Origin of the sequence: Halochromatium roseum (assembly GCF_016653315.1) — a bacterium.
In the GTDB taxonomy this organism is placed as follows: Bacteria; Pseudomonadota; Gammaproteobacteria; order Chromatiales; family Chromatiaceae; genus Lamprobacter; species Lamprobacter roseus.
In genome coordinates this window covers 1-25,034 of the sequence record NZ_NHSH01000061.1, presented here as the reverse complement: position 1 = coordinate 25,034, position 25,034 = coordinate 1, and the positions used below count along the sequence as shown (strand labels likewise).

Below are 25,034 nucleotides of genomic sequence, written 5' to 3'. Positions count from 1 at the left end.
TGTTGATGCTGCCCATCAGGCCGCTGGGTATCCGCCAGCAGGATATCCGCCAGCGGGGTATCAGAGCGATTCAGCGGGTGCGGCGATGCCTCACCAGGGGGCACCCACTCACCAGGGGGCGCCCATGGGAGCACACGCAGCCGGGATGGCCGGTGCAGGGCAGGGGCCAGGTCCCGGCCCGCAAGCAGGCATGCAGCAACTGTTCGAGGAGCTGGCCGAGGGCGGCAATGGGCTCAATACCCTGACGCGGATGCTCAGTCTCGATGACACCGAGTTCTGGAAGGGGGCCTTGGTCGGTGCGGCCGCGGTGCTGCTGCTGACCAACGATCAGGTCCAGGATGCGCTGTTCAAGACGGGCGCCAAGGCCAAGGGTGCGGTGAAGAGCGGCGTAGACTCAGTGAAAGAGCGGATGTCGACCGCGTCCGAGAAAGAAGGTGATGCATGAGTGATGACCGTCTGGCGTTGATGTCAACCCCCGAACCTTATGGTCCGTCGGCTTATCCGGCCCTGGCACCAACCGATGGCTGCTCGGCGATCGCTCAGCTTGCGCTTCTCGGCGCCGTGATCGGTGGCTCGGCCGCCGCCGGTGCCAATATCCGTCGACTGCAACAGCAGGAGACGGATGCCGCCGGCGCCTTGGCCGACATTGGTCGAGCGGCCCTGGCCACCGCCGCCGCCAGCGCGGTCGCGGGGGCTGCGGCGAGCGCCGTGCGCCAGCAGGGTCTGTTACGGCTCGGTGTGCTCTTTGCCAGTGGCACGGCGGTGATGTATGGCATCCAGCGCTACCTTGAGCAAGGTGCCGAGCCATGAGCCGGGCCGAGCATGGCCTACAGCGCCAGCGCCATGGGGTAGCCAAGAACCTCGCCGAAGGCATCGGCGGCCTGATCGTGGGCGCCGCGCTGGTGGTGCTGACCAGCCAATGGCTAAAGCGTCGCCGCAAGCACGCCTTGACGACCGATCACAGCCATGTCGATGCCGATGCCGATGTCGATGCCGATTCCGATGCCAAGACCGGGCTCGCCGATCGATCCGCGCCCGCAACCACCGACCCCAAGGCCTCACCCTCATCCTCATCCGGGAGCGACGCTTATGAGCCAGTATGATGACCGATCCTGGTATCCGACCATGGCCAGTGGCCAAGGGACGCCAGCCTACCCTGTGTCTTGCAGTTCAACGCCTTACAGTCCGAACGCGGCGTTCCAGATGGCCAAGCTCGGCACCCTGATCGGGCTGACCGGTGCCGGCGCCCTGAATCTGCATCGCTACCAGCAGGGCGAGCTGGCGCCCAGCGAGGCGGCGCTGAATACGTTGCGCGCTGGCGTTGCCTCTGGATTGGCAACCGCGGCGGCGTCCCTGGTGGCCAGTCAGTTTCGCAGTCCGACCTTGGCGATCGCCGCCACCTTGGTTACCGGCACGGCGGCGATGTATGCGTTGAATGCGCCGTCGAAGCCAGACCAGGCTTCTGAGGTGCCGGCCAATGAGTCCGATGCCGAGACGGCCTGAGTCTGCGTCCTCGTGCCGGAGCGCGGCGACTGACGGCTGTGTGCTTGTGCCGCCTCGATTCAGCGATCCAGTGTCCATTTGTCCGATGATCGCCGCGGCCGCTCACCTTGAATCGAGATGCCATTGGATCGACCGCTCTCTAGGCCGGCAAATGCAGCCTGATTAGGCCAAATCCCGGGACCGCCGATGAGCCGAACGCCATCGGTGAGAGACACTGTTAAGACCTCCTACATGAGTATCAGAGCATGAGCTATTATGCCAATCCACAAGGACCTGTTCCGCCCGCTCAGCCGTCAGCGCGAGCCTCCTCTCACCCTGACGGCTCCCAGCCATCGATGCCCGGTGCGCCCATGCAAGGTGCGCCCATGCCAGGTGCCGCGATGGGCTCAGGCCAGGCGATGCATCAGGGCTATGCGCCCCAGCAGCCAGCCATGATGCCGGCTGGCGGCTACTACGCCGGCTATCATCCCGCTTATCAGCAGATGCAGCAGATGCCGATGGCTGCTCCTGGCGCCCCGATGGCCACAGCGCCGGGTGCCGGCGCCATGCCGGGCAGCGCTTATGCTGCACAGACCGCGTCCTCCTCGTTCTTGAACCTTGGCAACGACCGCTTCCTCAAGGGCCTGTTGATCGGCGCCGCGGCCGCCTATCTGCTCACCAATGAGGGCGTTCAGCGCACCGCGATCAAGGGCGTCGTTAAGCTCTGGGGTGGTCTCCAGGGTGGGGTCGAGGAGATCAAGGAGCGCTTCCACGATGCCGAGGCCGAGATCCAGGCCGCGGAGTCGCACAAGGACGCCTGAGCCCGCGCTTAAGCCTAGTGCTGATGGCGCATCTAGCCTTCAAAGCCGATCCAAAGCCGACAACCGACTGAAGATGCTCTCATCGCGTCCGTGGCGCTCACCAACTACCGAATCATCCATGAAGTGCCAGGCCGCCTGCGCCTGCGCATCCCAGCCCTGGGCGAGCCCGGCTATGAGGCCGCGGCGCTTGAGGATTGGATCGACGCCGCGGCACCGACTCAGGAGGTGCGCGCCAATCGGTCCGCGCGCACGCTGATCATCCACTACCAGGGCGGCACGGAGGCACGGCGCGCGCTCTTGCGTCGGCTCGAGCACTTCTCCGGCGAACCGATCCCCGGCTACAGCGAGGATGGCGTGCGCGAGGCCGAGATCGCGCCGATGATCACGACCCTGTTCACGCTGGCGGCGCTGCCGTTCCTGACGCCGCCGATGCGCGTCGTGCTCACCTTCGCCAACGTCGGCTCCACCCTCGCCAAGGGCGCCGACACCCTGATCCATGAGGGCATCAAGGTCGAGGTGCTCGATGCCCTGGCGGTCGGCCTCGCCGCCGCCAATGGCAAGCTGTTCACCGCCAATCTGACCGATCTGCTGCTCGATCTGGGCTCATTTCTGGAGCGCCGCACCCAGCGCCAATCCGATCGGCTGCTGCGCCGGCTGTTGCGACCCGATCCGGCGATGGCCTGGGTCGAGCGCGATGGTGAGCTGATACAGGTCTCCGGCGATGAGGTCGGCCTCGGCGAGACGGTGGTGGTCGGTGTCGGTGAGACCATCCCGGTCGATGGCCATGTCATCGACGGTCTGGCGCTGGTCAATCAGGCTGGCGTCACCGGTGAGGATGTGCCGGTGCGCAAAGAGGCGCCGGCGCGGGTCATCGCCGGCTCGGTGCTGGTCGAGGGGCGGCTGCGACTCGAAGCCACGCGCGTCGGCGAGGACACGACCACCGCGCGGGTCTCACGCTTCATCCAGGCCTCCCTGGCCGAGCAGGCGGCGACCCAACGCCTGGCCGATGAGCTGGCCGATAAACGCGTCTATCTCACCCTCGGCACCGGCGCCGCCGTTTATGCCCTGACCCGCGATCTGGCGCGGCTGCAATCGGTGTTTCTGGTCGATTATTCCTGCGCGCTGAAGCTCGGCACGCCGGTCGCCTTCAAGTCCGGGATGTCGCGCGCCGCCGAGCATGGCGTGCTGATGAAGGGCGGCGAGGCGATCGAGACCCTGGCCGCGATCGACACCCTGGTGTTCGACAAGACCGGCACCCTGACCCACAGCGATCTGCTGGTGACCGATGTCGTCGTGCTGCCCGGCCGCTGCGCCTGCACCGAGACCGAGCTGCTGGCGATGGTGGCCTCGGTCGAGGAGCATGCGAGTCATCCGATCGCCCAGGCCGTGGTCGAGGCCGCCCGCGAGCGTGATCTTGAGCATATCTCCCACGGCGAGGTCGACTATCTGGTCGCCCATGGCCTGCAGGCTGAGGTCGATGGCGGGCGTATCGTGGTTGGCAGCCGACATTATCTGGAAGCGCACATGGCGATCGATTTCCAGCCACATCAGGCGCAGATCGACGCCCTGCACGCGGAAGGCAAGACGCTGCTGTTCGTCGGCAACGCCGAGGGCGCGGTCGGGCTGATCGCGCTGCGCGATACCCTCCGCGAAGAGGCGCCGGCGGCGCTCGCGCGGCTGCGGGCGCTGGGCATCCAGCAGTTGGTGATGATCACCGGCGATCGGCGCGAGAAGGGCGAGGCGCTGGCCGCCGAGCTCGGACTCGATGCGGTCTATGCCGAGATGGCGCCCGAGGACAAGGCCAGCGTGATCGAAGGCCTGCAGCAGGCAGGGCACAAGGTCGGCTTCGTCGGCGACGGCGTCAACGACGGGCCCGCGCTGGCGGTGGCCGATGTCGGCATCGCCATGCCGCGCGGCGCTGATATCGCCCGCGCCACCGCCGATGTGGTGCTGATGGACGATCGGCTGCAGGCGGTGGCCGATGCCCGCGAGATCGCCCACAAGACCATGCGCCTGATCCAGCACAACTTCACCGCCGCGGTAGGCATCAACACGGCGGTGCTCGGCGGCGCGGTGATGGGATGGCTGTCACCAGTGGCCAGCGCGCTGCTGCACAATGGCTCGACCATCGGCATTCTGGTCAATGCCCTCAAGGGGGTCTCGTTGGAGGCCGAGTCGCAAGGATGACGGCTCGAAGAGCCGCAGGCCGATCGCTATCTTGGTGAGTTGAACGAGGGCATGGCCGCGCTGAGCGGTAATCCTCTACTCGGTGTCGATTGCAGCTGGATTCGCGTCGGCTACCGAAGTGTGACGATTCAGCATTACAACGTCTACGACCCTGTTGTCACCCTGCGCATCGAGATCATCCGAGTCGTGTATGAGCGCATGGAGCCAGATCGTCATCTCGCTCTAGCGGTTCGATGGTCGCGAGGTCTTCGCTCAGTTCCGACTGGCCGAAGTGAGTTGGAATATGCCGCGCGGTCGCGAGTTGGCGAAACGCCCGTAGGGATAGCTCCCCATAGACGGCTTCGACCTCGATCAGGCCGCCGATCTCGATATGCTCAAACCAGTCAAGACGCTCGAGGTGATCGATCTGCAGCTGATCCGCAAGGCACTGGTCGAGGCCCAGGGCGAGTCGACCGAGGCCGCGCGCGCCCAAGCGTTCGTGGCCTCGTGGTCAGCACTGCTGCTGATGTCAGGTGATCTTGAACTCGGCAACGCGATCGGCGCCCTGATCGGGCTGCGGGAACTTGATCAGCAGGCGCTGGAACGACTGATCTTGGGATGAGACCGGGGCGGATCACAGGGCGAAGCGGCTCTGATCAGAGCCGATCCTGCGCCTCCGGCTCGACATCTGGCGCATCGTTTAGGATCTCCAGCCCCTCTTGGGGGGAGGCAGCCATTGCCCGCAGTTTTGCAAGATAGGCCATCTGTTCACGCATCAAGAGACCTTCGCGAATGAGGTCGGCGTACAGCCGATTCTCCGAAACGCCGAGCTGCTTGGCCAATGCGCGGGCACGCTCACGTTCCGTCTCGTTTAATCTCAGGGGAAAGGACCTGTGTTTGTGCATCAGCGATACCTCAACGTCAGGATTTCTGCGGGTCGGGCAACGTGGACACCGGCGAATCGCCGCTCTCCCTGACGAAAATCGCGGATGTTGTGGGTAACGATGGTGCAGGGACTGGCTGCAATGGCGATCTCCAACACGAAGTTGTCGTTCTCGTCTGGCAGGTTAGGGCGCCATAAATAGTGAACAGATATCTCGTCAGCGATGCCGACATAAGCCGCGAGAAAGCGATCCACAGCTGCCGCATCCAATCCTGTCGCCCTGAGATGCTCCTCTCGTAGCAATACCTCCCGGTATTCCGCAACCAGCTTGAAATGCACAACCACTGGGAGATTCGCCTCGAAAGCCTGACGCAAGAGCGCATTGCTTGCGCCACGCCGCGAGCGCAGTGCGGACAGGACAACGCAGGTGTCGATCAGATAACGCATGACAAGATGATATCCATTTGGATATCTATGCGCCATCGCTTCTTCATTGGCGCTGGTCCATCACAGGCTCAGCCAGATGCAAGACCGAACCCCAGCGGTTTGCATGGCTAGCGCCATCTTGGGCGCCTAAACGCTGCCTGGCAGTAACCCCAGACCTCCCGGAACTGCTTAAAAACCAGCTAGCTTTTTGGACAGTTGACCACAGAACATCAGCGCTAAACCGGCGCCACGCCGACCTCGATGCGCAACCACTTGCCACCTGGAATCTTCGCCCCCAAGCCGGTGAGCTTCCGGCGCAACTGCTCCTGAGCCGCCCGCCGTGCCGGCTGCTGCAGCGGCTCCAAGCGCACCACCACCCACTGCCCATTGCAGCGAATCCAGCCCTGGCAGTTAAAGATGGCATAGAGCGGCTCGAGCCACGCGATGAGCTGCCGACGCGCATTCCAGACTGCGGCGGTGACCACGTCAAAGAGGTTCTTGCCTTCGTTGTCGATCGCCTTGAAGGAACGGTAATCGCTCAAGGTGCTGACATCGACACGCTCGGGCAGTTGAGCCTTCACGATCGAACACCTGCAAGGGCATCACGCCCAGTGCCTGTTCACGGGCATCATCGCCCAAAGCCAGGATGCGCGCGCGCAGATCGCCTTTACCCTCTTGGATATCGAAGCAGGTAGTGTTCTCGATCTGGATGTCTCCCGTCGTCGTGGGGCTATGATCCAGTCACTGGGATTGCATCATCGACTCGACACCAACTATCTGTAGCACGACCAGCACCGCCTTGGTCCGGCAAGGCCGGACATTCCACCCGATCTCCGCTATGCTCGCCTAACCAACCCTGTCCAACAGGCAAAACATCCTGCCTGCTGGCCTTGGCGGCGTCTTTGAACCAGGAAGGCCGCTATCGGACGCTGTATGCCAATCTGGAGCCGGCCCAAGCCTATCGAGAGCAGCTGGACCCCGGCATGGCGGTGGTCGTCGAGCAGATCTCCCACCGGGAAGTATTACCACGCGCCTTGGCGAGCGGTCCACAGGACTCCTTGCCGCAAACCGCGCCCATCCGGCCCGCATGCTCGTGCTGAAACTGAGCTTAGTATTGACGTTGGCAGCGCTTACGGTCGAGGCCGCGGCGGCCCGGGCGCCTGGTGGATCATCGACGAGCCCGAGGTCCACTTCATTACCGATGTCGAGGTCGCGGTTCCGGATCTTGCCGGCTGGCGTTAAGAGCGGATGCCGCAGATCCCTGAGGGACACCGCTTCAAGGTCGTTCCGGATTGGATCTGTGAGATCCTCTTGCCGTCAACCGCTAGCAAGGATCGAGTGATCAAGATGTCGATCTACGCGCACTCCGGCATGGCCTCCGCTTGGCTCGTTGATCCCAGGCGCCGGAGTCTCGAAGCCTACGGTCTGGAAGAGGGTATAGACACTGGTTCAGAACTCCACCGCAAGCTGAGCGACGAAGGCGTTGGCGTTGTTGCCGGTGCCGCCATCGCGGGTGCTGTAGTCCTTGTCATGCGCGTATTCAAAGGACAGTGCTGTGCCATCGAAGAGGCCGATCGACCAACCAACCGCCCAGCGCGTCTCGGGCAGCTCGAGATTGACCGCCTCGCTGGTGCCTTGATAGGCGACGGCGGCGACCGATTCCTTGCCAAAGACCTCGAAGCTGTAGCCCAGCTCGATATTCCAAGCCGCGGGCTCCGCGCCCTTGCCCTTGAAGCTCAGGCTATCTGGATCGAACCGTCCGCTGGCCGAGAGATACTCGCCGATCAGATTGACGTTGCGATAGACCAGCCCGAGGTTCGCGGTCCAGCCGCCGGTGCGCTCGGTGGGGTCGAGGCTGAATTGCTCCGCCTCTTCGGGGCGCAGCTCCGCGATCTCGAGCTGAAGCGCGGCGCGGTTGTCGGCGACGCTGTCTTGTAGGCTGTCGGAGTCGCCAAGATCGTTGATGTAGCCGGCGCCGATCGTCCAGGTCAGATCCTCTCGCTCCTGGGCGAAGGCCAGGTTCGCGCCCCAGCTGTCGATGTGATTGTCACCCTTGACCTTGTTGTCGCCATTAAACGCGTAGGCACTGCCGCTGAAGCCCTGATAGACGAAGCCGAGCTGGGCCGCGGTCTCACGGCTCTCGCCGATCTCGAGTGTGAGCGGATCGGAGACCAGGTTGGTCTCATAGGCGCCGAAGGGGACGTAGAACTGACCGGCCGTGAAGAACACCGGTGTCACATCCGGGTTGGCGATAGTGATCATCGCCAGATCCACCTCAAGATCGGTCTCGTCCTCTTCGTAGAGCAGCGAGGCCATGGCCTCGACCCAGTCCGTGACCTGAGCGGCAATGCCGAGCTCGACGGTCGCGAGCACCAGATCCGATTCACTCGAGCCCTCATAAGGGTCGACATAAACGCCTTCGACCTCGATCAGGCCACCGATCTCGATGTGCTCGAACCAGCCACCGCGGCCGGTGCCGGCGTCGCGCTTGAGCTCTAGGGTCTCTTCCAAGCGCTCGACCCGCTGCGGAGCCCCTTCGAGCTGTTGTTTTTGCTCGGCGATGGTGCGCTCATGCTGATCGATCGCGGCGGCCTGCTCGCGGTTCTCTTGCTCGAGGCGTCGGACGCGCTCCTCGAGGGTTTGCGCCGTCGCCTGGCCTGCGGTGCCGGCACCTAGGATCATGGCAATGGCCCAATTCAGTCGTCTGGTCTTCATGGGTTGTCTCGCTCCGATTGTAGGTTCAACGAGGTAGGGGTTTGGCACCGGCAACCGTGGGCCGGAATGGGTTAGCAATGCGACTATTTTACCTAACAATATTCTTAACGAGAAGCGTTTTTATTCGCATAAAACCAACTGCAGAAGTTGGTGATGCAGCATGCTAAGGTTGCCGACGCCGTCGGCATCGGGCCGGCTGCGGTTCACCAAACGCCAAGACCTCAATGGTCATCAGGCACCGGAGGAGTCTCTTGATGAAAATGACAACAATCTCAGTAGCACTGTGGTTTGGAGCAGCGAGCCTAGCTGCCGTTGCGAATGATGCGGCTTTACGCGATCAGGCAACCTCGGCTGGTTTGAAGCCAGTGCCTTACGGACTGCAACCGGTCTCGGACAACGCGCTGACGCGCGAGAAGATCGAGCTCGGGCGCATGCTGTTCTTCGATCCGCGCCTGTCTGCCAGTGGCTTCATCAGCTGCAATAGCTGTCATAACCTGGGCACTGGTGGTGATGACAACATGCCAACATCGGTTGGCCATGGTTGGCAGACCGGACCGCGCAACTCGCCGACCGTGCTCAATGCGGTGTTCAATGCCGCCCAGTTCTGGGATGGCCGCGCTGCGGATCTGAAAGAGCAGGCGAAGGGACCGGTCCAGGCGGGGGTCGAGATGGCCAATACGCCCGAGGCGGTTGTTGACACCCTGAATAGCATGCCGGAGTACGTGGAGCGATTTGGTCGCGCATTTCCTGGCGAGGATGACCCGGTGAGCTTCGATAACATGGCGAAGGCGATCGAGGCCTTCGAGGTCACCTTGGTGACGCCGAATGCACCTTTCGATCAGTGGCTGGAGGGTAACGACGGGGCGTTGAGCGACAAGCAGAAGGCAGGCTTGGGGCTGTTCCTCGACAAGGGCTGCGCCGCCTGCCATAGCGGGATCAATTTTGGCGGTCAGGACTACTATCCCTTCGGTCTGATCAAACGGCCGGGCGCGGATATCCTGCCACCAGAAGACAAGGGGCGTTTCCAGGTGACCGAGACCGCCTCGGATGAGTACGTGTTTCGGGCCGCACCGCTGCGGAACATCGCGCTGACGGCGCCGTATTTCCACTCGGGCCAGATCTGGGACCTCGAGCAGGCCGTCGCGGTGATGGGCACGGCGCAGCTCGGCACCCAGCTGAGCGATGAGGAGGCCGCGACCATCGCCGAGTTCCTGCATAGCCTGACCGGTGAGCAGCCAGTGGTGGAATACCCACTACTGCCGGTCGAGACCGCCGCAACGCCGAAGCCTCAGCTCTAGGGGCGCTATAGACCACGAGTGATGCGATGACGAGAGCGCTGGCAGGGTAGCGCAGCGCTCGTCACGACAGGATTGAACCGTTGGCTAGCGCGTTTCGACAATCAAAGATCGTATCGATGGCGCACGGACGTGCCAAAAAAGGCGAGGACGCTGAGGTCCTCCTCGATATCGAAGAAGGCATGATCACAGGCTGTGCGCACGTACATCATGGTGCCTTTTTCGACATGATGATCCTCATCTTCGACCCTGAGCCGAGCGCGTCCTTCGAGCACCAGATAGAGCTCGTCTTCCTCATGCGCACTCTGCATCTCCTTGGAGCCCGCCGGGATGTGGTAGAGCGAGCAGCTCAATGAGGGTGTTCGCAGTAGCTCCTTGAACCGGGTGGCGTTCGCGTTTTGCTGAGACATCAGCTCGGGGAGTTGGAAGACTAACCAGTTGGGAGTGCTCATCGGTGGTGGGCCTCTGGGTTGAAGATCAAGGACACACAAATTACAGGGATTAAAAAGCGATGCGAATGATTTGCATCAGCTATCGGTCTGAGAGTACAATGCGAACCGTTCCCGTTGCGAATCTTCCTTGCAAGCTAAACCCAAGATGTTGGAGTCCCTGCCAAGATGAGCCAGTACATCCATCACGTCCCCGGTCGTATTCGTGTCCGTTCGAAGGCGTTCCAGTGTCACGGCGAGCGTGCGCAGCAGGCGCAGATCCGATTGCTGGCCATGGAAGGTGTTCAGGATGTCAAGATCAATCCGCGTGCCTCGAGCATCCTGGTCCAGTACGATCCGGCTTGCCTATCGCGGGTCGAGCTGTTTGCCGCGCTTGAGGAACTTGGCTGCATGGCCCCCGCGCGCCGGGATCAGGGCCATTTCAGCTCACCCGGCGAGACCTTTGGCAAGGCGTTGGTGGGTGCGGCCGTGCAGAAGGTGCTTGAGCACTCGGCGCGCTCGCTGGTGGGTGCCTTCGTGTGATATGAGTGGAGCCATGCCCAACCCCGATCAGCACGACAATCTAGCGCAGACCTCAGCTAAAGCGCAGACCGTTTGGCACGACGACGAGATCGGCAAGGTCAGCACGCTGTCATGCCGCACTGTTGCCGCGATTCGTGCCGTAGATGCAGAAGATGCGACGGTCCCCTATGAGGAGCCACTCGCTGCCTGGCTTGCTGGTGACGATTGGCTTGGGCGCATCCGCCAGATCAAGCAGGCGAGCGATCAGTACCACAAGGGACTCATCAGCGACGTCTCTTTGCGCTGCATCGCGATTGACGCCGCCGTGCTGGACGCCTGTCACGGCAGCGCTGGCATCAAACAGGTCGTGCTCCTCGGCGCCGGCATGGACACGCGGCCCTATCGTCTTGAGATCCCCGATGTCGCTTGGTTTGAGGTTGACGTGCCGGCCATGTCTGACCTCAAACAGCGGCTGATCGAGCAGGTTCCCGAGCCGCTTCGGCCGTTCACCCTGCTGCGCGTAGGGCGCCTCGAGCGCTTGCCCCTAGATTTGGCAAGGTCGCTGGATGCACTGCTGCCGATGTTGGTCGCGCGCGGCTTCGATGCAAATGCCCCGGCGCTCTGCGTCATGGAAGGCTTGGTGTATTACCTCTCCAGCGACGAGAACCGGCAGCTGTTCCACAAGCTGCCGGCAGCGCCAGGCTCAGAGGCCTTGGTGACCTGTATCCCTGCAGCGCTGAAGACCATGGTCAATGACCCCGCCGTGCAGGAGAAAATGCCGCATTATCGGATGATCGCGCCGGCATGGAAGACGGATCTGGATACGTTCCGGGGAACGGTTGGCAGCCGGTGGGCAATTACCCAGGAGGTCAATCTCTTCGATTACGCAGAGCACAGCGGCAGGGCATTAGCCCGGGACAGGGACATTGCGCTCGATCACCGTGATGTGGCCGAGCGTTATCTTGTGATGAATGCCACCTGAGCCGAGCGTGCTGATGGTCTAGACTTTGGATCCAGGATCGACTCATACAGGCTCGTGCCGTCAACTCAGAGCAGCGGGCGCGATCCCGGAGACGCTGATGATGGAGATTGGCCAGAAACAAGCACTCGCGCTCGCCGAGCCCGCTGGTCACTATGATGCCGGCAACAGCCCAGCCCTCTCGCGGGACCAGCGCCGGCATCAGCGCTTCAGCTACCGCGATCCGGTCCAGGCGCGGCTGATCGGTCTGCCCGGTGCGATAGGCGCGACGCAGCTGTGGACGCTGCTCGCGTATGACCTCAGCGAAACGGGTTTGATGCTGTCCTCACCAGAGCTGTTTCCTGTGCGTTCCCGTCTGCTGCTCGTGATCAGCCCGGCCGAAGTGAGCGAGCCGATTCGTGTCGTTGGACGGGTCATATGGACGGCCCGCGAAGATTTTCAGGAGCGCTACCAGTTGGGTGTCCACCTTGAGCAAGCGAGCGATCTGGCACGGGTGCAGCTGCAACAGTTGGTGGTCAAGCGTGCTCGATTAGCCGCTGGCGCTTGATTCGGATCGAGACTGAGATCACTCGAGATGTTGCTGCGTTGAGCGCGTCTCATCTGAGCCGCGTATCATCGAGCTACATCCGATCTCGCTCTCAGGCCAGGCCGTGAAGTTTATCCACAGCGCTGATGTTCACCTTGATAGTCCGTTACGCGGGCTCGAGCGCTATGAAGGCGCGCCGGTCGACGCGATCCGCGGCGCCTCGCGCCGGGCGTTCCAGAATCTGATCCAGTTGGCGATCGATGAGGAGGTTGCTTTTGTCCTCCTCGCCGGCGATCTGTTCGATGGCGACTGGCGGGATTACAACACCGGCCTATTCTTCATTCGGCAGATCGCCCGCTTGCACGACGCCGGTATCCGTGTGTTTTTTGCGGCCGGGAATCATGACGCGGCGAGCCAGATGACAAAGACGCTGCGACCGCCACCGAATCTACACCTGTTCGCCACTCGGGCCGCAGAAAGCGTCCTGCTCGAAGACCTTGGCGTGCTGATCCACGGGCAAGGATTCGCTTCCCGCGCCGTGACTGAAGATCTTACCGCCCGATACCCACTCGCTGATCCGGCCCTGTTCAACATCGGCCTGCTACATACTGCGTTGGACGGCCGATCTGGGCACGAGACCTATGCGCCCTGCACGCTGGATGGCCTGCGTTCGCGCGGCTACCACTATTGGGCGCTTGGCCATGTGCATCGTCGGGAGATCGTCGCCGAGGACCCTTGGGTGGTCTTCCCTGGCAACCTTCAAGGCCGACATGCACGCGAGACCGGAGCCAAAGGCTGCTCGCTGGTGCGGGTCGAGGCCGGACAGGTTGCGTCAGTCGAGCACCGCGCGCTGGACCTGGTGCGCTGGTCGCGGTGTGAGCTGGATGTCAGTGAGGCGCAGACGCTGGACGAGGTCTATGACCTGCTGATGCCGGCGCTCGCCGATGTGCTCCATGCGGCCGAGGGTCGCTTGGTCGCGGTGCGGGTGCGGCTGCATGGGGCCTGCAGCATCCACCGGCAGCTGCGTGCAGAACGCGAGCGAGTGATCAATGAGTGCCGCTCGCTCGCGCAGACGATCGGCTCTGGTGCCATCTGGATCGAGCGCCTGGTCTTGGAGACGCGACCATCGGTGTCGGAGGCATCCGCGCTGGCTCGTGATGATGCGTTCAGTGGCCTACTGCGCTCGATTCGTGATCTGGAGCTGGATTCGGATCGCCTCGCGATGCTGGCTGAGGATTTCGCAGACCTGAGCACGAAGCTTCCCATCGAGCTGCGCTCAGGGCCTGACCCCATCGATCCATCAGCGCCTGAACAGATTTGCGCTCGCTTAGAAGACGCCAAGGCCCTGTTGTTGGAGCGGCTGTTGCGAGAGGGCCATCAACAGTGAAGATCCTCGACCTCCATCTGCTCGCCTACGGGCCGTTCACCGACCGAACCTTGGATCTCAGCAACGGCAGTGAGGGGCTGCATCTAGTCTACGGCGCCAACGAAGCCGGCAAAAGCTCAGCGCTGCGCGCATTGCGTGCGCTGCTCTACGGCGTACCGGAACGCACGCAAGACGACTTTCGGCATGCAAGAACCGAGTTGAGGGTCGGCGGTCGGCTGCGCGGCGCCGATGGTGCCGAGCTGTGCTGTTATCGGCGCAAAGGGCGTAAGAACACGCTGCTCGATGCAGCAGGCAGTCCGCTGGCCGAGGACCGTCTGCAGCAGCTTCTAGGTGGGGTAGCAGAGCCGCTGTTTGAGCGTTTGTTCGGGATCGATCATCAGGCGTTGGTGAGCGGCGGACAGGCACTCCTGGTTGAGCGCGGGCGCGAGGCCGAGGCGCTGTTCGGGACTGGCCTCGGGAGTACCTCGGTGCACGCTCTGCTAGCCAGTTTTGAGCAGGAGGCGCAGTCACTGTTTGCACCTCGCGCGTCGAAACCGGTGCTCAACGCTGGCTTGAGTCAATTGTCAGCGCTCAAGCATCAACAGCGCGAGCTGTCGCTCTCCGCCCGGCATTGGGATGATGCGCGTCAGGCGGTTGACGAGGCCATCGGTCGCTTGACCGAGATCGATCGCGCGCTGGCCGAAGCCGCTCGGCGCCGAAACACCCTGGAGCGTATCAGGCGTGCGTTACCAGGCCTGGCCAAACGTCGTCACCTGCGCGAGCAACTCGCTGGCCTCGGCGAGGTGCCGTCGCTTGAAGAGGATGTTGGGCAACGGCGGGAAGCCGCGTTGACCAAGCGCAGGGTTGCGCTCGAAGGTCGCTCCAAGGCCGAGGGGCGGCTCAAAGGGCTGAGAACGGATGTAGCCAGCTTGCCGATCTCATCGCAACTGCTGGCCGAGTCAGAGGGGATCGACGAGCTGCGCGATCGGCTCGGCGGCTACCTCAAGGCCAATCGTGACCGACCCGGCCTGCTCGAGCGACGGTCGACACTGATCGAGCAGGCCCGGCAGCGTTTTGCCGAGATTCGTGCCGATCTGGCCTTTGATGAGGTCGAGCAGTTGCGGCCGATGCTCGGCCGTCGGCGTCGGGCGACCGAGCTTGGCGGGCGGCGCGAAGCCCTGGAGTCCGCGGTCAAGCAGGCTGCCGAGCGCTTGGAGGCAGCAGCAGACAAGCTCAACCAGAAGCAGGCGCAGCTGAATGGCTTGGCTGCGCCGATTGCTGATGATGCGCTGCGGCAGGCTGTCAGCGAGGCCCGCAGGGCAGGGGATCTCGACCGCGCGGTCGCCGAGGCGATGGCAAGGTCCGCCCAACATCAGGCGCTCTGCGAGCGTGAGCTGCAGGCCTTGGGACGCTGGCACGGCAGCCTTGCCGCCCTGGCCTGCTTGGCACTGCCTAACGCGCAGACGCTCGCGCGATACAGTGATCAATTCCAAATCCTTGAGGACGAGGCGCGCCGTTTGAACGCGAGCATCGCCGACCTGCATAAAGAACAGCGTCAGACCGAGTCGGCGCTACAGGCGCTGCGCCTCGCGGGGGAGGTGCCCACTGAGCCTCAGCTGCAGAGCGCCCGCGAGCGACGCGATCTGGGCTGGCAGCTGTTGAAGCGGCAGTGGATCGATCAGGAAGACGTCAGCGCCGAGGTCGAAGGCTTCGACCGGGAGACGCCGCTGCCAGAGGCGTTTGAGCAAGGCATCGCGACCGCCGATGAGGTTGCAGACCGGCTGCGGCGCGAGTCACAGCGTGTGCATGAACAGGCGAGCGCACAAGCAAGGCTCGAACAGTGCCGTCAGCTCAATGCCGATGCGCTGGCTGCATTGCAACGGATTGAACAACAGCGGTTGGAGCTCGAGGCGTCATGGCAGGCCCTGTGGGCGGACATGGACCTCGTGCCGCTGCCGCCGCGTGAGATGTCGGCCTGGGTGGAACAGCTGCTTCGGCTGCGCGAGAAGACCGGGCAGGGTGAGGAGCTGCGCGAGACAGCGAATGCGCTGGCGTTGAATCGGGACGCGCTACGTCAGCATCTGATCCGAGCCCTAACGGTTTGTGAGCAGCCGCAGCCGCAACCGCAACCGCAAACCGAGCTGCAACCGACGCTAAGGCCCGTACTCGAGCATGCCGAGTCTTGTCTCAGCGCCATCGAACGCAGTACGAGTCTGCGGGCAGGATTGGAGAAAGATGTCGCAGAGCTCGAAGAGACAGCGCGGTTGCTCGGCCGGGAGCTTGCGCATACTGAGAAGGCGCTTACTGCCTGGGTCTCAGAGTGGGCGGTGCTCATGCAAGAGCTTGGGCTGAAGGACCAGACCACGCCCGGTGAGGTCTCGGACCATCTGCAATCGATCGCCGATGGCTTGCGCTTGGCGGACGACGCGAAGCAGATCGAGATTCGCATCCAAGCAATCGAGCGCGAGTCGGAGGACTTCGAGCATGATGTCCAGGCCCTGCTGCTCCGGCTCGCTCCGAACCTCACCGATCGACCGGTGGACGAGGCGATGCATCAGCTCAACGCTCAGCTCACCGAGCAGCGCGCGGCAAAGAGCCGGCTCGACGAACTCAACAAGCAGCTTCGCCAGGCCGAGAACGAGGCGCGTGACGCCGATGCGGAGCTGCACGCGGCCGATGCGGTGCTGGGAGAACTCTGCCGGCAGGCGGGTTGCGACAACGTCGACCAGCTCGAGGTCATCGAGCGACGTTTCTTGGAACGGCGCGCGCTGACCGACGAGCTGCGCGAGGTCGAGCGCGAGCTGATCGATAGCGGCGATGGACTGAGCCTGGAAGGATTAGAAACCGAGGCTGCGGAAGTGGATCGCGACCAGGTGCTCGCCGAGATCAACGCGCTCGACCAGCGCATCAATCAAGAGCTCAATCCACAACGCGGGGTGATCTTCGAGCAAAAACTGGTTGCGGAACAGCAGTTCCAGGCGATGGCCGGTTCGGATGAGGCATCCGCGTTGGCAGAACAGGCCCAGCAGACCCTGTCGGAGGTGCGCGCACATGCTGAGCGCTACATCCGTTTGCGGCTCGCGGCGCGCCTGCTGCGCGATGAGATCGAGGCCTTTCGGCGCAAGCACCGCGATCCAATCCTGACTCAAGCCAGTCGCTACTTCAGTAAGCTCACCTGCGCCTCACTCAGCGGGGTGGAGACCGACTTCGACGAATCGGATCAGCCGGTGCTGGTTGGGGTTCGCCCCAATGGCGAACGATTGCGCGTGGAGGCCATGAGCACCGGTACACGGGACCAGCTCTATCTGGCGCTCCGGCTAGCGGCGCTGGACCACTATGCCGAAAGCGCAGAGCCGTTGCCGCTGATCGTCGACGATATCCTGATCCAGTTCGATGACGATCGATCGCGCGCGACGCTCGACGCGCTCGCCGAGTTTTCTTGCAAGACTCAAGTCATCCTGTTCACCCACCATGGGCGGGTCGTCGAGGAGGCGAGACGGCTCGAGCGTGCGAGCGAGCGCGTCTTCGTTCATGCGCTTGCGTAGGCGGCGTGAGGGATTGCTGTCTGAGCTTTTCCGGCCTCGACCTAACTCTGGCGAGCACTCGAGGTTGGCCGATAAAAGAGGTGGCGGCCAATCTGGGTCGTGCGTTGAAACGATCGTGACCATTTCGGGGAGACGTAGGTTGCGTGGTAAAACAACGCGCCGTCGGTTGGGTCTGACATCTGTTCTGCTAAAACGCGTCGACCTAGGTCAAGCGATTTCCGCCAGGCCTTCATTTCCGTCGGCTGGTCCGACTTACCGTCACACCACCAGGAGAACTGGCAGCGATTGCGTTTCTGGCCTCCTTGCTTCACGACCTCGCATACCGAATGCGGGAAAGACTTTGACGCGACCCGGTTGAGGGTCACCTGAGCGACAGCTATCTGACCGGAGAGCGGTTCTGAACGGGCTTCGTGATAGATGTTGAGCGCTAGACAATGGAGCTCTTCATCGATCGGACTGGTCGCACGAGCGGCCTGGGCCGTCGGCGTCTCTAGAGCCGTGGGCGCCTCAGGAGGTAGCGCGGATGCAATCGGCACTGCGGACGTCGTCTTGGTGATGGCAAGCGCGGGAGAAATCGGGGAGATAGGCTCAAGCTCCAGCTTGGCTGGGTAGAGCCGCGGTGTTTCGCGCGGCTCTGGTGCCGAAGACAAGAGCAAGGGGGGGAAGAGAGTGGCCACAAACGCAGTAATGGAGAGGGTTCTCATAAGCTAAGACCTAGTTATTCTTGATCATTTGGCGACATTAGAGGCTTATGATATACGAATTCTTCGCATAAGGGAAATCCCTAAGTTCCGGCGGCGTCTCCTGGTGCCCTTCGGCACTTAAAAATGGGTTTGGAGCGTCCTGACCAGCGTCTGAACTGAGCTTGTCGCTCGCATCCCAGCAAAAGTTTAGGGTATGCTAATAAGGTTTTTGTCAAGCTGTACCCACACTGAAAAAAGGCGCTAGCCATCGGCTTGGCGTGAAAGCTAGGAGAGATTCGTTGTGAGCCCTGTCAAATCGAAGCGTCAAGACGGCCAGACCGTCTCACTTGTCGTTCTTTTCATGCTGGCGGTCATCATTGCCGTTGGTGTTTTCCTGCGCGGGCAGGCCTTTCTAGCAACCGAGGTTGTCGAGCCGCTACAGGCAGGCTCAGCCGACGCCTACGCCTTGGCGCAAACGCTGAGCAGTCAGGGTGCTTATAAGGTGCTGACAGCGCCGATCGAGGCCGGCTCGGATGCGGACCCAGCACAGACCTTCGGCAGCCTCGGCTATCCGTTGTTCCTGTCGCTGTTTGCGACCTCGGAGGCGGACGCGAGCGGCATCAATGCTGCCGTCATCGCCCAGCTCGTACTCGGCGCCCTGGCGATCCTGCTGGTGTTCATGTTGACCAGCCGGCTGATGGATCCGCACTGGGCGCTGACCGTCGCCTTCCTGACGGCGGTGAGTCCGTCGCTGGTCAACATCAGTCTTTATTTGGTCAGTGCCACACTGTTGCTCGTCGCACTGCTCCTGTACCTCGTGACAGCGGCAAAGATTAGCGACCGTTGGGCAATGATCCGCAGCTTTATTGCAGCCGCGTTGCTCGGCATCGTGGCCTGGGTCGATCCGACCTACGAGTTCCTCATCCTGCCCTGGCTACTGGTCTTGTTTGCCGCTAGCAAGGGTGTCTGGAAGCTGTTCACGCCGGTTGCGGCCATCCTCGGCTTCATGTTGGTGTTTGGTCCCTTCATGGCACGCAATCAAGAGACGATCGAAACCCCGATCGCCACAGCCCCCATCGTCGCCAGCATTCAGCAGGGTCTGCCGCCCGCTCAAACAAGTGATGCAGCCGTGCAGGCGGGCGAGACGAGCAGTCCCGGCGCTGCCATCGGCCAACTTGGCGGCAGCTTTATCAACGACCCGCGTGGCTTCTTGAAGTGGTACCTCGTCGAAAAGCCGAAAGTGCTCTGGTCCTTGGGCGAGCCAGGGAACGTCGAGCAGACCTTTGTCTATCCGGTCGCGGCGACGCCCTATACAGAGAACCCCATCTTCCTCACCAGTGAGGAATTCATGCAATTGCTGTATGGTCCTGTAGCCTTGATCGGGGCGCTGGGTGCGATTCTCGTCTGGCTGCCGATCGCCGGCCGCCGGTTAACACCGACACAGCGCATCGGCCTGCGCAGCGTGAGCTTGGTCCTGATCTACGCCACCCTCGCCAAGATCGTTGGGACCGCGGCCCCGCAATACGCGACACCGCTGATGCCGCTGTTGTTCGTGATGGCGTTAACGCCGCTGTACCTCATCACCGCGCCTCAGCTTGAGGCGGCGCCGAAGAAGGCGCCGAAATCGAAGGTGAAAGCCAACGAGGCGAAGGATGATGCCAGCGAGGCTGAGCCTGAAGCCGCCTAGGCTTGTCGAGGCCGCATGACGAGATAAGGTCGAGTCGCGAAAGGAATCGCGCGGCCTTGCTTTGACCTTATACCGTCCTCGCGCATCCTATAATGCGCTGATCCTCGCCGTTTTGCAGCGAGCGTAGTTCTCAGATCTGATTCAGCTGTGCATCGATCAGGGCCTAGACAGGCTCAGGCATCGCGTCGAGTTGGATCGAGCATTGGTCGGCTGCATAAAGCGGTGCTCCTCGCTTACAACACAGGCCCTAGCATCGCCACGGTGTTGTTGATCAACCGCCTGTGGCGTGGCCAATTCGCGACTTGCTCGGCGTCGACGAGCAAAGCGCTGTTGAGATAGTGCTGCTGGCGTGTGCGGATCTGTTGGGTCAGCTCTGGATCGTAGAGCAGGATATTGTTTTCGTAGTTGAGATCGAAGCTGCGGCGGTCCATGTTAGCGGAGCCAATGAGGCTGATTTCACCGTCAAGGGTGAGGGATTTGGTGTGGAGTAGCCCACCAACGTATTCGTAGATATGCACGCCGGCGGCGAGGAGGTCGGCGTAGTAGCTGCGGCTGGCGGCGGCGACGATGCGGCTGTCGTTGCGTTGCGGGAAGACGATGAGGGTCTCGACGCCACGACGGGCGCTCGCGCAGAGCGCGGCCTGCATGGATTCGTCCGGTACATAGTAGGGCGTGGTGATCACCAGGCTGTGGCGGGCGCTGTAGATCAGGGCTTCGAACAGCTCGGGCATGGCCGAGTAACGCACTGTGGGGCCGGTGCCGACCATCTGGGCGCTGATGCTGGTTCTGGCCGCAGAGGTGTGGGTGGATTCAGCGGTGCTAGGAAGGGGGCGGCGCAGTAGCGCGTCGATGTCATCCTCGACATGCGCCATCCAGTCGCCGGCGAACAGGTGCTGGTTCTGGCGTGCGATCGGGCCCTCGAAGCGGATCATCATGTCGACCCAGGGGGCGTACTTGGCCTTGACGCGGAACTCGGGGTCAGCACAGTTCTGGCTGCCGCAGTAGGTGATCCAGTCGTCGATGACGACGATCTTGCGGTGATTGCGCAGGTCGATGCGGCCGCCGAGCATGCGTAGGAGTGGGTTGCCGATGGGCAGGGCGCGGGCCAGGTTGACGCCGGCGGTCTGCATCGAGCGCCAGTGCTCAGAGTGGATCATGGCGCGTGAGCCGAGATCGTCGGCCATGGCGCGGCAGGTGACTCCGCGCTTGGCCGCGCGCATCAGGGCTTGGGCGACCTTGAGGCCGTTGTTGTCGGCGAGCCAGATGTAGAACAGCAGGTGGACATGATCTTGGGCGGCGTCGATGTCGGCGACTAGGGCGTCGATCACGGCGTTGGAGTCTGGCGGTATCCGGGCAGTATTACCGCCGATCGGCTCGAAACCGCTGATGGAATGGCCGACGTGGAACAGATGTCGGTGGCGCTCCGGAATCTCAGGGACAAGGCTAGGCGCATCAGCGCCTTGCGCGGCCCTGACCTTGGGCATCTGTTCGAGCACGCGGCGCATGCGCTCGGCGCGCTTGCGGCCGATGTTGGTCTCGCCGAGCAGCAGATAGGCGATGATGCCAGCGATGGGCAGGGCGATGACCACCACCACCCAGGTCAGCCGGGCGGTGGGGTCGCGGTGTGGTTTGAGCAGCACGCGGATGATCAACAGCACCTGAAGCATCAGGTGCAGGGCGACGCCAACTGTGGCGAAGAGGACGGAGTCGCTCATATAGTTCGTCCTATCGATCGCAGATGACGCCGATGCGCACAGATCAAAAGCTTATAAGACAAGGCTCTATCGGCTTTAGCAGGGTCACCTAACAGGTGAGGCTTTGATGAGCAGCCGCCGATTGAAAGCGCTGCGTTAATCTGCGAAATCTGCGGTTGAAAAGCTGTTTTTGGGTGATGAGTAACAGTCTCGTCGGCGACTGCTCGCTGGGGTCGCAGAGGTCGCGATCAACCATCAGCCGAGCTCGAAGCTGGTGACCCCAAAGATCTGTTGATGGGCAATGTCCGGGACCGCTCCTAGGTACATGCGTGCGCAGCCGAAGACCTCGACCATGCCGTGGCGCTGCATGAGCGCGAGTGCGGCCGGATTGTTCTCCGGCGCATCGATGAAGAGCGGATGCTCGCCGGCGAAGGCCGCGAGCGGGGTAAACAGGCTCTGTGCGGCCTCGGCATCGTCGGCGAACAAGGGGCCGATCTTGTAGCCTTCGACGCAGCGGCGCGTGACCCCAAAGCCGCTCAACGCGCCATCGCGCAGTAGGCCGAGCGCGAGTCCGTCTTGCTGGGTGATCCAGCCTTTGAGGAAGCCAGGGCGCGGGGCCGGAAAGCAGGTGCGGTCGTAGGCGAGGAGGCTGTCGAAGGGAATCTCGGTCAGCGGCATCAGGGTGCTGTTGTGTGAATTCTGCCCCAACTTCTGTCCCAACTCCTGACTCAACTTGGCGCCGAATTCGCCCCTGAAGCGAATGTTGCGATGCGAGAAGGCGAAGCCTCCACGCGCATAGTAGTCCTGCATCGTGAAGACGCCATCGAGACCGATGGTTGCGCCTGGGCGGAGGCGGGCGAGGAGGCGCTCACGGCGGGCTCGCCAGATCTGATCGCCGAGCCCGAGGCCGCGGAATTCAGGGCGCACGATGAAAAAGCCCATGAAGCCGTACTCGCCCGAGTAGGAGGTGATGGCGCCGCCGCCGATCAGCTCGCCATTGAGCTCCGCGGCGATGAAGGCGTCGGGGTCGGTGCTCCAGAACAGCTCCGCATCGTGCAGGCCTGGGTTCCAACCTTCCAGCTGAGCCCAGTGGACCAGCTCATTGACCTCAGCGTGGGTCATCTGGCGAATGTTCAGCGCGTTTGTCATGGTGCGGCGGTATCTGGTTATCGTTGACAGAAACTGACCTCAGCTCAGCTGTTTAGCTCAGCTGGTCAGCCACGGCGTTGACCTGCTGGAGCCGTGCATCGAGCATTCGGCGATGGTAGTCGGTTTGCAGCCGCTCATCTTCATGCGCAGCCCAGGCTTGCTTGTCGACATAATGTCGTCGTGCTGCCGCGAGGTCATCTCGCGCCTTGGAGTGTTTGTTCGCGCGGATTCTGGTTGAAGCGATTGTTGGCGGACTCGGACGGTTCGCGCTTGCGTTGGCGCTTGCGTTAGCGTTGGCGAGTCGAGTGTCGGTCGCGTCTGCGGTGACCACTGCCGTTGACCAGGCCGGGTCAGGTAGCGTCAAACCAAGCGCGCGCCATGCGCGAGCCAAATGCAGGTCACCGCGCATCAGCGGGTCGTCGCCAATCCCTGGATAGTCGAGCCAGGTCTCGACGCTGAGCCAGTCACCCTCGCGCAGCAGCACCCGCATGGCGTCGCGCGCGAAGTCCTCGCGATGGCCGTCGATCTCTTCGAGCCAGCGGAGCACGCGGCGGGCCGTGGTGACCGCGTCACCGCGCGCACCGGCTGGCGCTGCGATGCCGGCGCGATAGCAGAGCAGCCGCACCTGCTCGGCGCGTAGCCGATCGCCTTCGACCGCCTTCGGAGCGGCATCGATCTCGCGACACCAGTGGCTCAGCGCCTTGGCGTCACCAACCATGAAGCTCACCTCGGCAAGCTTGATCTGGTAGGAGGCGAGGGTGAAGCACAGCGAGCCGGTATCGACTTGCTGGTGCTCGTAAGCGGCGTGATAGTGCTGCTGTGCTGCTTGCCAGTCACCCCGACGCGCGGCCAGATCGCCCTCGCTCAGGTCGAGCATGTGGCGCGAGCGCTGCTGGTTATGATGCTCTAGGTGCGCGCGCCCTTGCGCGATGAGTGCCTTGGCCTCGGCTAGCGGGCGCTCAAGGATGCTGATGTTCAGTAGCGTTGAGATGGCGTTGAATACATCGCTCGGGTCGGCCGGTGGCTCGGCTTTAGCGGCGCGGCTCAGCGCCGCGACAGCCTGCTCTGTCTGCTTGAGCTGCCAGTGGCTCTCGCCTAGCCAGACGAGCATCAAGGTTTGGGCTGCGAGGTCATGGCGCGCTTCGGTCAGATGCAGACCCGCGGTCGCTAGGCGGACGCAAGCGGCAAAGTCGCGGGCGCGATAGGCGTCGCTAAATTGGCGTCGAATCTGGTTCAGCTCGGTCTCGCTCATCGGGGCTCATGATGACTGGTCGAACCACGAATGCTATACCAATGGCATCACTCAGTGCTCATGGTCAGCCGGCTCATCCATGGCGACGGCATCCAGCACCGGCTGATTGACCTGCTCGGGTGGCGGCATCTTTTCGACCTCGGGGCCGAGCAGGATGGCGATCGGGCGTGTGGTCGGGCTCGCATCCAGCGCGATGACCAAGGTCACCGTGAGTGGGACGGCGAGGAACATCCCCACGCTGCCGAACAGCCAGCCCCAGAACAAGAGCGCCAAGAACACCGCCAAGGTCGAGATGCCGAGCCCCTTGCCCATGATGCGCGGCTCGATGATGTTGCCGATGGCGGTATTGATGACTAAGTAGCCGACGATGACCATCAATGCAGTCGAGAGGTCGGCCTGCACCAGCGCGAGCAGAGCCGGTGGGATCATCATGATGACGTTGCCGACCACCGGGATGAAGTTCAGGAAGAACGCCAGGATCGCCCAGAAGATTGCAAAATCGATGCCGAGGAGCCAAAGCAGGAGATAGGCACAGACGCCCGTCGCAAAGCTGGTCGCCGCCTTGATCTGCATGTAGCGATTGATCGAGCCGAACAGCCGACGGATGCGCTCTTCGCCCTCGGGCGTCAGTGAGAAGGCCGCGTGCAGTTTGGCCCAGAGGGTTGGCGCCTCGAGCAGGATGAAGATCACCGTCAGCAGCACCAGCAGGCCATTGGCGAAGATGCCGCTGGCGTTCGACAACAGCAGGCGCACACCAATCATCAGCTTGCTCGGGTCGAGCAGGTTCGGGACTGCGTCGCCTGAGTTGTCCATGCCGGCTGCTTCCAGCCAGGTGCCGAACTGACCCGCAAGCAAGGTCAGGCGCTCCTGATAGGAGGGGATACTCTCGCGAAAACCCTCAACGGCCCCGGTCGTGACCAGTGCTAGGAGGCTGCCAACGTCAAGCAGCACGAAACCGATGACGGCCAGCGCGGCCCATTTCGGCACTCCCTTGCGCCGCATCCAGCCCAATGCGGGGGTGACGACGATGGCGATGAACACCGCCAACAGGATCGGCGCCAGCAGTGACGAGGCCATTTTGAGAACGGTGACGACCAAGGCGAAGGCGGCCGCGACGATCAGGCCACGCGCGGGAGCACTGAAGTCTGAGAGTGCGTTCATGAACCGGTGGTCCTCTTGATAGGAAGCTGATAGGAAGCTGATAGGAAGCTGATAGGAAGCTGATAGGAAGCTGATAGGAAGCTGTGCAGCATGGGAACCTGTGCAGAGTAGCCGAAACCGGAGCCTTCAGGGCGAAACCGTTCTACGCCTAACTGACGCACCTTAGAAGCACTTACCCTCGGATCTGGACATTTCCGCGCGTCTGGTTCAAACTGCCGGGCAATGTTGATTGGCGAGGCGGCGCGATGAACCTG

25 protein-coding genes and 1 pseudogene are annotated in these 25,034 nt (G+C 62.6%); 15 read left to right on the top strand and 11 right to left on the bottom strand.

Annotated elements, in window-relative coordinates; all coding sequences use genetic code 11:
- Positions 1–124: 124 nt before the first annotated feature.
- The 7 genes from CCR96_RS13660 to CCR96_RS13630 all read left to right on the top strand — a co-directional run bounded on the left by CCR96_RS13660 (position 125) and on the right by CCR96_RS13630 (position 5,091).
- Positions 125–445 (top strand): hypothetical protein, encoded by a 321-nt coding sequence (locus tag CCR96_RS13660; protein ID WP_201220677.1) that lies wholly within the window; start codon positions 125–127, stop codon positions 443–445.
- On the top strand, positions 442–810 hold the full coding sequence (locus CCR96_RS13655) for a magnetosome protein MamC family protein (protein WP_201220676.1): 369 nt from the start codon (positions 442–444) through the stop codon (positions 808–810). The genes CCR96_RS13660 and CCR96_RS13655 overlap by 4 nt, the downstream gene beginning before the upstream one ends.
- Positions 807–1,103 carry a hypothetical protein gene (locus CCR96_RS24635; protein WP_242519088.1) on the top strand — a complete coding sequence of 99 codons (297 nt, stop codon included), beginning with the start codon at positions 807–809 and terminating at the stop codon, positions 1,101–1,103. The genes CCR96_RS13655 and CCR96_RS24635 overlap by 4 nt, the downstream gene beginning before the upstream one ends.
- Positions 1,090–1,503: a magnetosome protein MamC family protein gene (locus CCR96_RS13645; protein WP_201220675.1), complete on the top strand. Its 414-nt coding sequence runs from the start codon at positions 1,090–1,092 to the stop codon at positions 1,501–1,503. Before CCR96_RS24635 ends, CCR96_RS13645 begins: the two co-directional genes overlap by 14 nt.
- A 335-nt stretch (positions 1,504–1,838) precedes the next feature.
- The gene (locus tag CCR96_RS24630; RefSeq protein ID WP_242519087.1) at positions 1,839–2,303 is read left to right on the top strand and encodes a hypothetical protein; all 465 of its coding nucleotides are present in this window, start codon (positions 1,839–1,841) and stop codon (positions 2,301–2,303) included.
- A 90-nt stretch (positions 2,304–2,393) separates the two neighbouring features.
- Positions 2,394–4,490 (top strand): heavy metal translocating P-type ATPase, encoded by a 2,097-nt coding sequence (locus CCR96_RS13635; protein ID WP_201220674.1) that lies wholly within the window; start codon positions 2,394–2,396, stop codon positions 4,488–4,490.
- Between the two features lie 370 nt (positions 4,491–4,860).
- Positions 4,861–5,091, top strand: a complete 231-nt coding sequence (locus CCR96_RS13630) for a hypothetical protein (protein ID WP_201220673.1) — start codon at positions 4,861–4,863, stop codon at positions 5,089–5,091.
- Positions 5,092–5,125: 34 nt separating this feature from the next.
- On the opposite strand, the gene CCR96_RS13625 is transcribed toward CCR96_RS13630, so the two are convergent.
- From CCR96_RS13625 to CCR96_RS13615, 3 genes are all read right to left on the bottom strand, one after another.
- Positions 5,126–5,374, bottom strand: coding sequence for a hypothetical protein (locus CCR96_RS13625; protein WP_201220672.1), 249 nt, complete (start codon positions 5,372–5,374; stop codon positions 5,126–5,128).
- Entirely contained in the window at positions 5,374–5,799 is a 426-nt protein-coding gene (locus CCR96_RS13620; protein WP_201220671.1) for a putative toxin-antitoxin system toxin component, PIN family, read from the bottom strand. The genes CCR96_RS13625 and CCR96_RS13620 overlap by 1 nt, the downstream gene beginning before the upstream one ends.
- Before the next feature lie 215 nt (positions 5,800–6,014).
- A complete protein-coding gene (locus CCR96_RS13615; RefSeq protein ID WP_201220670.1) occupies positions 6,015–6,359 on the bottom strand; it encodes a hypothetical protein in 345 nt (114 codons plus the stop codon).
- Positions 6,360–7,026: 667 nt separating this feature from the next.
- Here CCR96_RS13615 and CCR96_RS25330 point away from each other — a divergent pair.
- Positions 7,027–7,203, top strand: a pseudogene (locus tag CCR96_RS25330) (Uma2 family endonuclease); the annotation flags it as partial.
- 24 nt (positions 7,204–7,227) lie between these two features.
- Here CCR96_RS25330 and CCR96_RS13605 read toward each other — a convergent pair.
- Complete coding sequence (locus tag CCR96_RS13605; RefSeq protein WP_201220669.1) at positions 7,228–8,493, bottom strand: LbtU family siderophore porin; 1,266 nt, start codon at positions 8,491–8,493, stop codon at positions 7,228–7,230.
- A 254-nt stretch (positions 8,494–8,747) separates the two neighbouring features.
- On the opposite strand from CCR96_RS13605, the gene CCR96_RS13600 reads away from it, so the two are divergent.
- Positions 8,748–9,791 (top strand): cytochrome-c peroxidase, encoded by a 1,044-nt coding sequence (locus CCR96_RS13600; protein ID WP_201220668.1) that lies wholly within the window; start codon positions 8,748–8,750, stop codon positions 9,789–9,791.
- 101 nt (positions 9,792–9,892) lie between these two features.
- Here the strand turns inward: CCR96_RS13600 and CCR96_RS13595 are convergent, their stop codons facing one another.
- Positions 9,893–10,240: a cupin domain-containing protein gene (locus tag CCR96_RS13595; protein WP_201220667.1), complete on the bottom strand. Its 348-nt coding sequence runs from the start codon at positions 10,238–10,240 to the stop codon at positions 9,893–9,895.
- Between the two features lie 165 nt (positions 10,241–10,405).
- Here CCR96_RS13595 and CCR96_RS13590 point away from each other — a divergent pair, with 165 nt between their 5' ends.
- The 5 genes from CCR96_RS13590 (at position 10,406) to CCR96_RS13570 (ending at position 17,154) form a co-directional block, all read left to right on the top strand.
- Positions 10,406–10,759, top strand: coding sequence for an HMA2 domain-containing protein (locus CCR96_RS13590; RefSeq protein ID WP_201220666.1), 354 nt, complete (start codon positions 10,406–10,408; stop codon positions 10,757–10,759).
- 13 nt (positions 10,760–10,772) lie between these two features.
- A complete protein-coding gene (locus tag CCR96_RS13585) occupies positions 10,773–11,720 on the top strand; it encodes a class I SAM-dependent methyltransferase (RefSeq protein WP_201220665.1) in 948 nt (315 codons plus the stop codon).
- Positions 11,721–11,817: 97 nt separating this feature from the next.
- Positions 11,818–12,264 carry a PilZ domain-containing protein gene (locus CCR96_RS13580; RefSeq protein ID WP_201220664.1) on the top strand — a complete coding sequence of 149 codons (447 nt, stop codon included), beginning with the start codon at positions 11,818–11,820 and terminating at the stop codon, positions 12,262–12,264.
- Between the two features lie 103 nt (positions 12,265–12,367).
- Positions 12,368–13,630 carry a metallophosphoesterase gene (locus tag CCR96_RS13575; RefSeq protein ID WP_201220663.1) on the top strand — a complete coding sequence of 421 codons (1,263 nt, stop codon included), beginning with the start codon at positions 12,368–12,370 and terminating at the stop codon, positions 13,628–13,630.
- Positions 13,627–17,154: an AAA family ATPase gene (locus CCR96_RS13570; protein WP_201220662.1), complete on the top strand. Its 3,528-nt coding sequence runs from the start codon at positions 13,627–13,629 to the stop codon at positions 17,152–17,154. Before CCR96_RS13575 ends, CCR96_RS13570 begins: the two co-directional genes overlap by 4 nt.
- A 41-nt stretch (positions 17,155–17,195) precedes the next feature.
- On the opposite strand, the gene CCR96_RS13565 is transcribed toward CCR96_RS13570, so the two are convergent.
- Complete coding sequence (locus tag CCR96_RS13565; protein ID WP_201220661.1) at positions 17,196–17,858, bottom strand: cell wall hydrolase; 663 nt, start codon at positions 17,856–17,858, stop codon at positions 17,196–17,198.
- 280 nt (positions 17,859–18,138) lie between these two features.
- Between CCR96_RS13565 and CCR96_RS13560 the strand changes: the two genes are divergently transcribed.
- A complete protein-coding gene (locus CCR96_RS13560) occupies positions 18,139–19,524 on the top strand; it encodes a hypothetical protein (protein WP_201220660.1) in 1,386 nt (461 codons plus the stop codon).
- 233 nt (positions 19,525–19,757) lie between these two features.
- Here CCR96_RS13560 and cls read toward each other — a convergent pair whose 3' ends face one another.
- The 5 genes from cls to CCR96_RS24240 form a co-directional block, all read right to left on the bottom strand.
- Positions 19,758–21,239 (bottom strand): cardiolipin synthase, encoded by a 1,482-nt coding sequence (gene cls / locus CCR96_RS13555; RefSeq protein WP_201220659.1) that lies wholly within the window; start codon positions 21,237–21,239, stop codon positions 19,758–19,760.
- A gap of 234 nt (positions 21,240–21,473) precedes the next feature.
- Positions 21,474–22,367: a GNAT family N-acetyltransferase gene (locus CCR96_RS13550; RefSeq protein ID WP_242519086.1), complete on the bottom strand. Its 894-nt coding sequence runs from the start codon at positions 22,365–22,367 to the stop codon at positions 21,474–21,476.
- A gap of 52 nt (positions 22,368–22,419) precedes the next feature.
- Positions 22,420–23,619 (bottom strand): ATP-binding protein, encoded by a 1,200-nt coding sequence (locus tag CCR96_RS13545; RefSeq protein ID WP_201220658.1) that lies wholly within the window; start codon positions 23,617–23,619, stop codon positions 22,420–22,422.
- A gap of 51 nt (positions 23,620–23,670) precedes the next feature.
- A complete protein-coding gene (locus tag CCR96_RS13540; protein ID WP_201220657.1) occupies positions 23,671–24,780 on the bottom strand; it encodes an AI-2E family transporter in 1,110 nt (369 codons plus the stop codon).
- A partial coding sequence (locus CCR96_RS24240; RefSeq protein ID WP_207191967.1) for a hypothetical protein occupies positions 24,777–25,034 on the bottom strand: 258 nt, incomplete at its 5' end. The genes CCR96_RS13540 and CCR96_RS24240, both read right to left, overlap by 4 nt.

What these genes read in the sequence shown, in the direction of transcription:
- CCR96_RS13620 (WP_201220671.1), bottom strand. Translation starts at nt 5,799, where the DNA reads ATGCGTTATCTGATCGACACCTGCGTTGTCCTGTCCGCACTGCGCTCG.
- CCR96_RS13580 (WP_201220664.1), top strand. Translation starts at nt 11,818, where the DNA reads ATGATGGAGATTGGCCAGAAACAAGCACTCGCGCTCGCCGAGCCCGCT.
- CCR96_RS13660 (WP_201220677.1), top strand. Translation starts at nt 125, where the DNA reads ATGGGAGCACACGCAGCCGGGATGGCCGGTGCAGGGCAGGGGCCAGGT.
- CCR96_RS13585 (WP_201220665.1), top strand. Translation starts at nt 10,773, where the DNA reads ATGCCCAACCCCGATCAGCACGACAATCTAGCGCAGACCTCAGCTAAA.
- CCR96_RS24630 (WP_242519087.1), top strand. Translation starts at nt 1,839, where the DNA reads ATGCCCGGTGCGCCCATGCAAGGTGCGCCCATGCCAGGTGCCGCGATG.
- CCR96_RS13595 (WP_201220667.1), bottom strand. Translation starts at nt 10,240, where the DNA reads ATGAGCACTCCCAACTGGTTAGTCTTCCAACTCCCCGAGCTGATGTCT.
- CCR96_RS13540 (WP_201220657.1), bottom strand. Translation starts at nt 24,780, where the DNA reads ATGAACGCACTCTCAGACTTCAGTGCTCCCGCGCGTGGCCTGATCGTC.
- CCR96_RS13605 (WP_201220669.1), bottom strand. Translation starts at nt 8,493, where the DNA reads ATGAAGACCAGACGACTGAATTGGGCCATTGCCATGATCCTAGGTGCC.
- CCR96_RS13565 (WP_201220661.1), bottom strand. Translation starts at nt 17,858, where the DNA reads ATGAGAACCCTCTCCATTACTGCGTTTGTGGCCACTCTCTTCCCCCCC.
- CCR96_RS13545 (WP_201220658.1), bottom strand. Translation starts at nt 23,619, where the DNA reads ATGAGCGAGACCGAGCTGAACCAGATTCGACGCCAATTTAGCGACGCC.
- cls (WP_201220659.1), bottom strand. Translation starts at nt 21,239, where the DNA reads ATGAGCGACTCCGTCCTCTTCGCCACAGTTGGCGTCGCCCTGCACCTG.
- CCR96_RS13625 (WP_201220672.1), bottom strand. Translation starts at nt 5,374, where the DNA reads ATGCACAAACACAGGTCCTTTCCCCTGAGATTAAACGAGACGGAACGT.
- CCR96_RS13655 (WP_201220676.1), top strand. Translation starts at nt 442, where the DNA reads ATGAGTGATGACCGTCTGGCGTTGATGTCAACCCCCGAACCTTATGGT.
- CCR96_RS13590 (WP_201220666.1), top strand. Translation starts at nt 10,406, where the DNA reads ATGAGCCAGTACATCCATCACGTCCCCGGTCGTATTCGTGTCCGTTCG.
- CCR96_RS13600 (WP_201220668.1), top strand. Translation starts at nt 8,748, where the DNA reads ATGAAAATGACAACAATCTCAGTAGCACTGTGGTTTGGAGCAGCGAGC.
- CCR96_RS24635 (WP_242519088.1), top strand. Translation starts at nt 807, where the DNA reads ATGAGCCGGGCCGAGCATGGCCTACAGCGCCAGCGCCATGGGGTAGCC.
- CCR96_RS13645 (WP_201220675.1), top strand. Translation starts at nt 1,090, where the DNA reads ATGAGCCAGTATGATGACCGATCCTGGTATCCGACCATGGCCAGTGGC.
- CCR96_RS13630 (WP_201220673.1), top strand. Translation starts at nt 4,861, where the DNA reads ATGCTCAAACCAGTCAAGACGCTCGAGGTGATCGATCTGCAGCTGATC.
- CCR96_RS13550 (WP_242519086.1), bottom strand. Translation starts at nt 22,367, where the DNA reads ATGACAAACGCGCTGAACATTCGCCAGATGACCCACGCTGAGGTCAAT.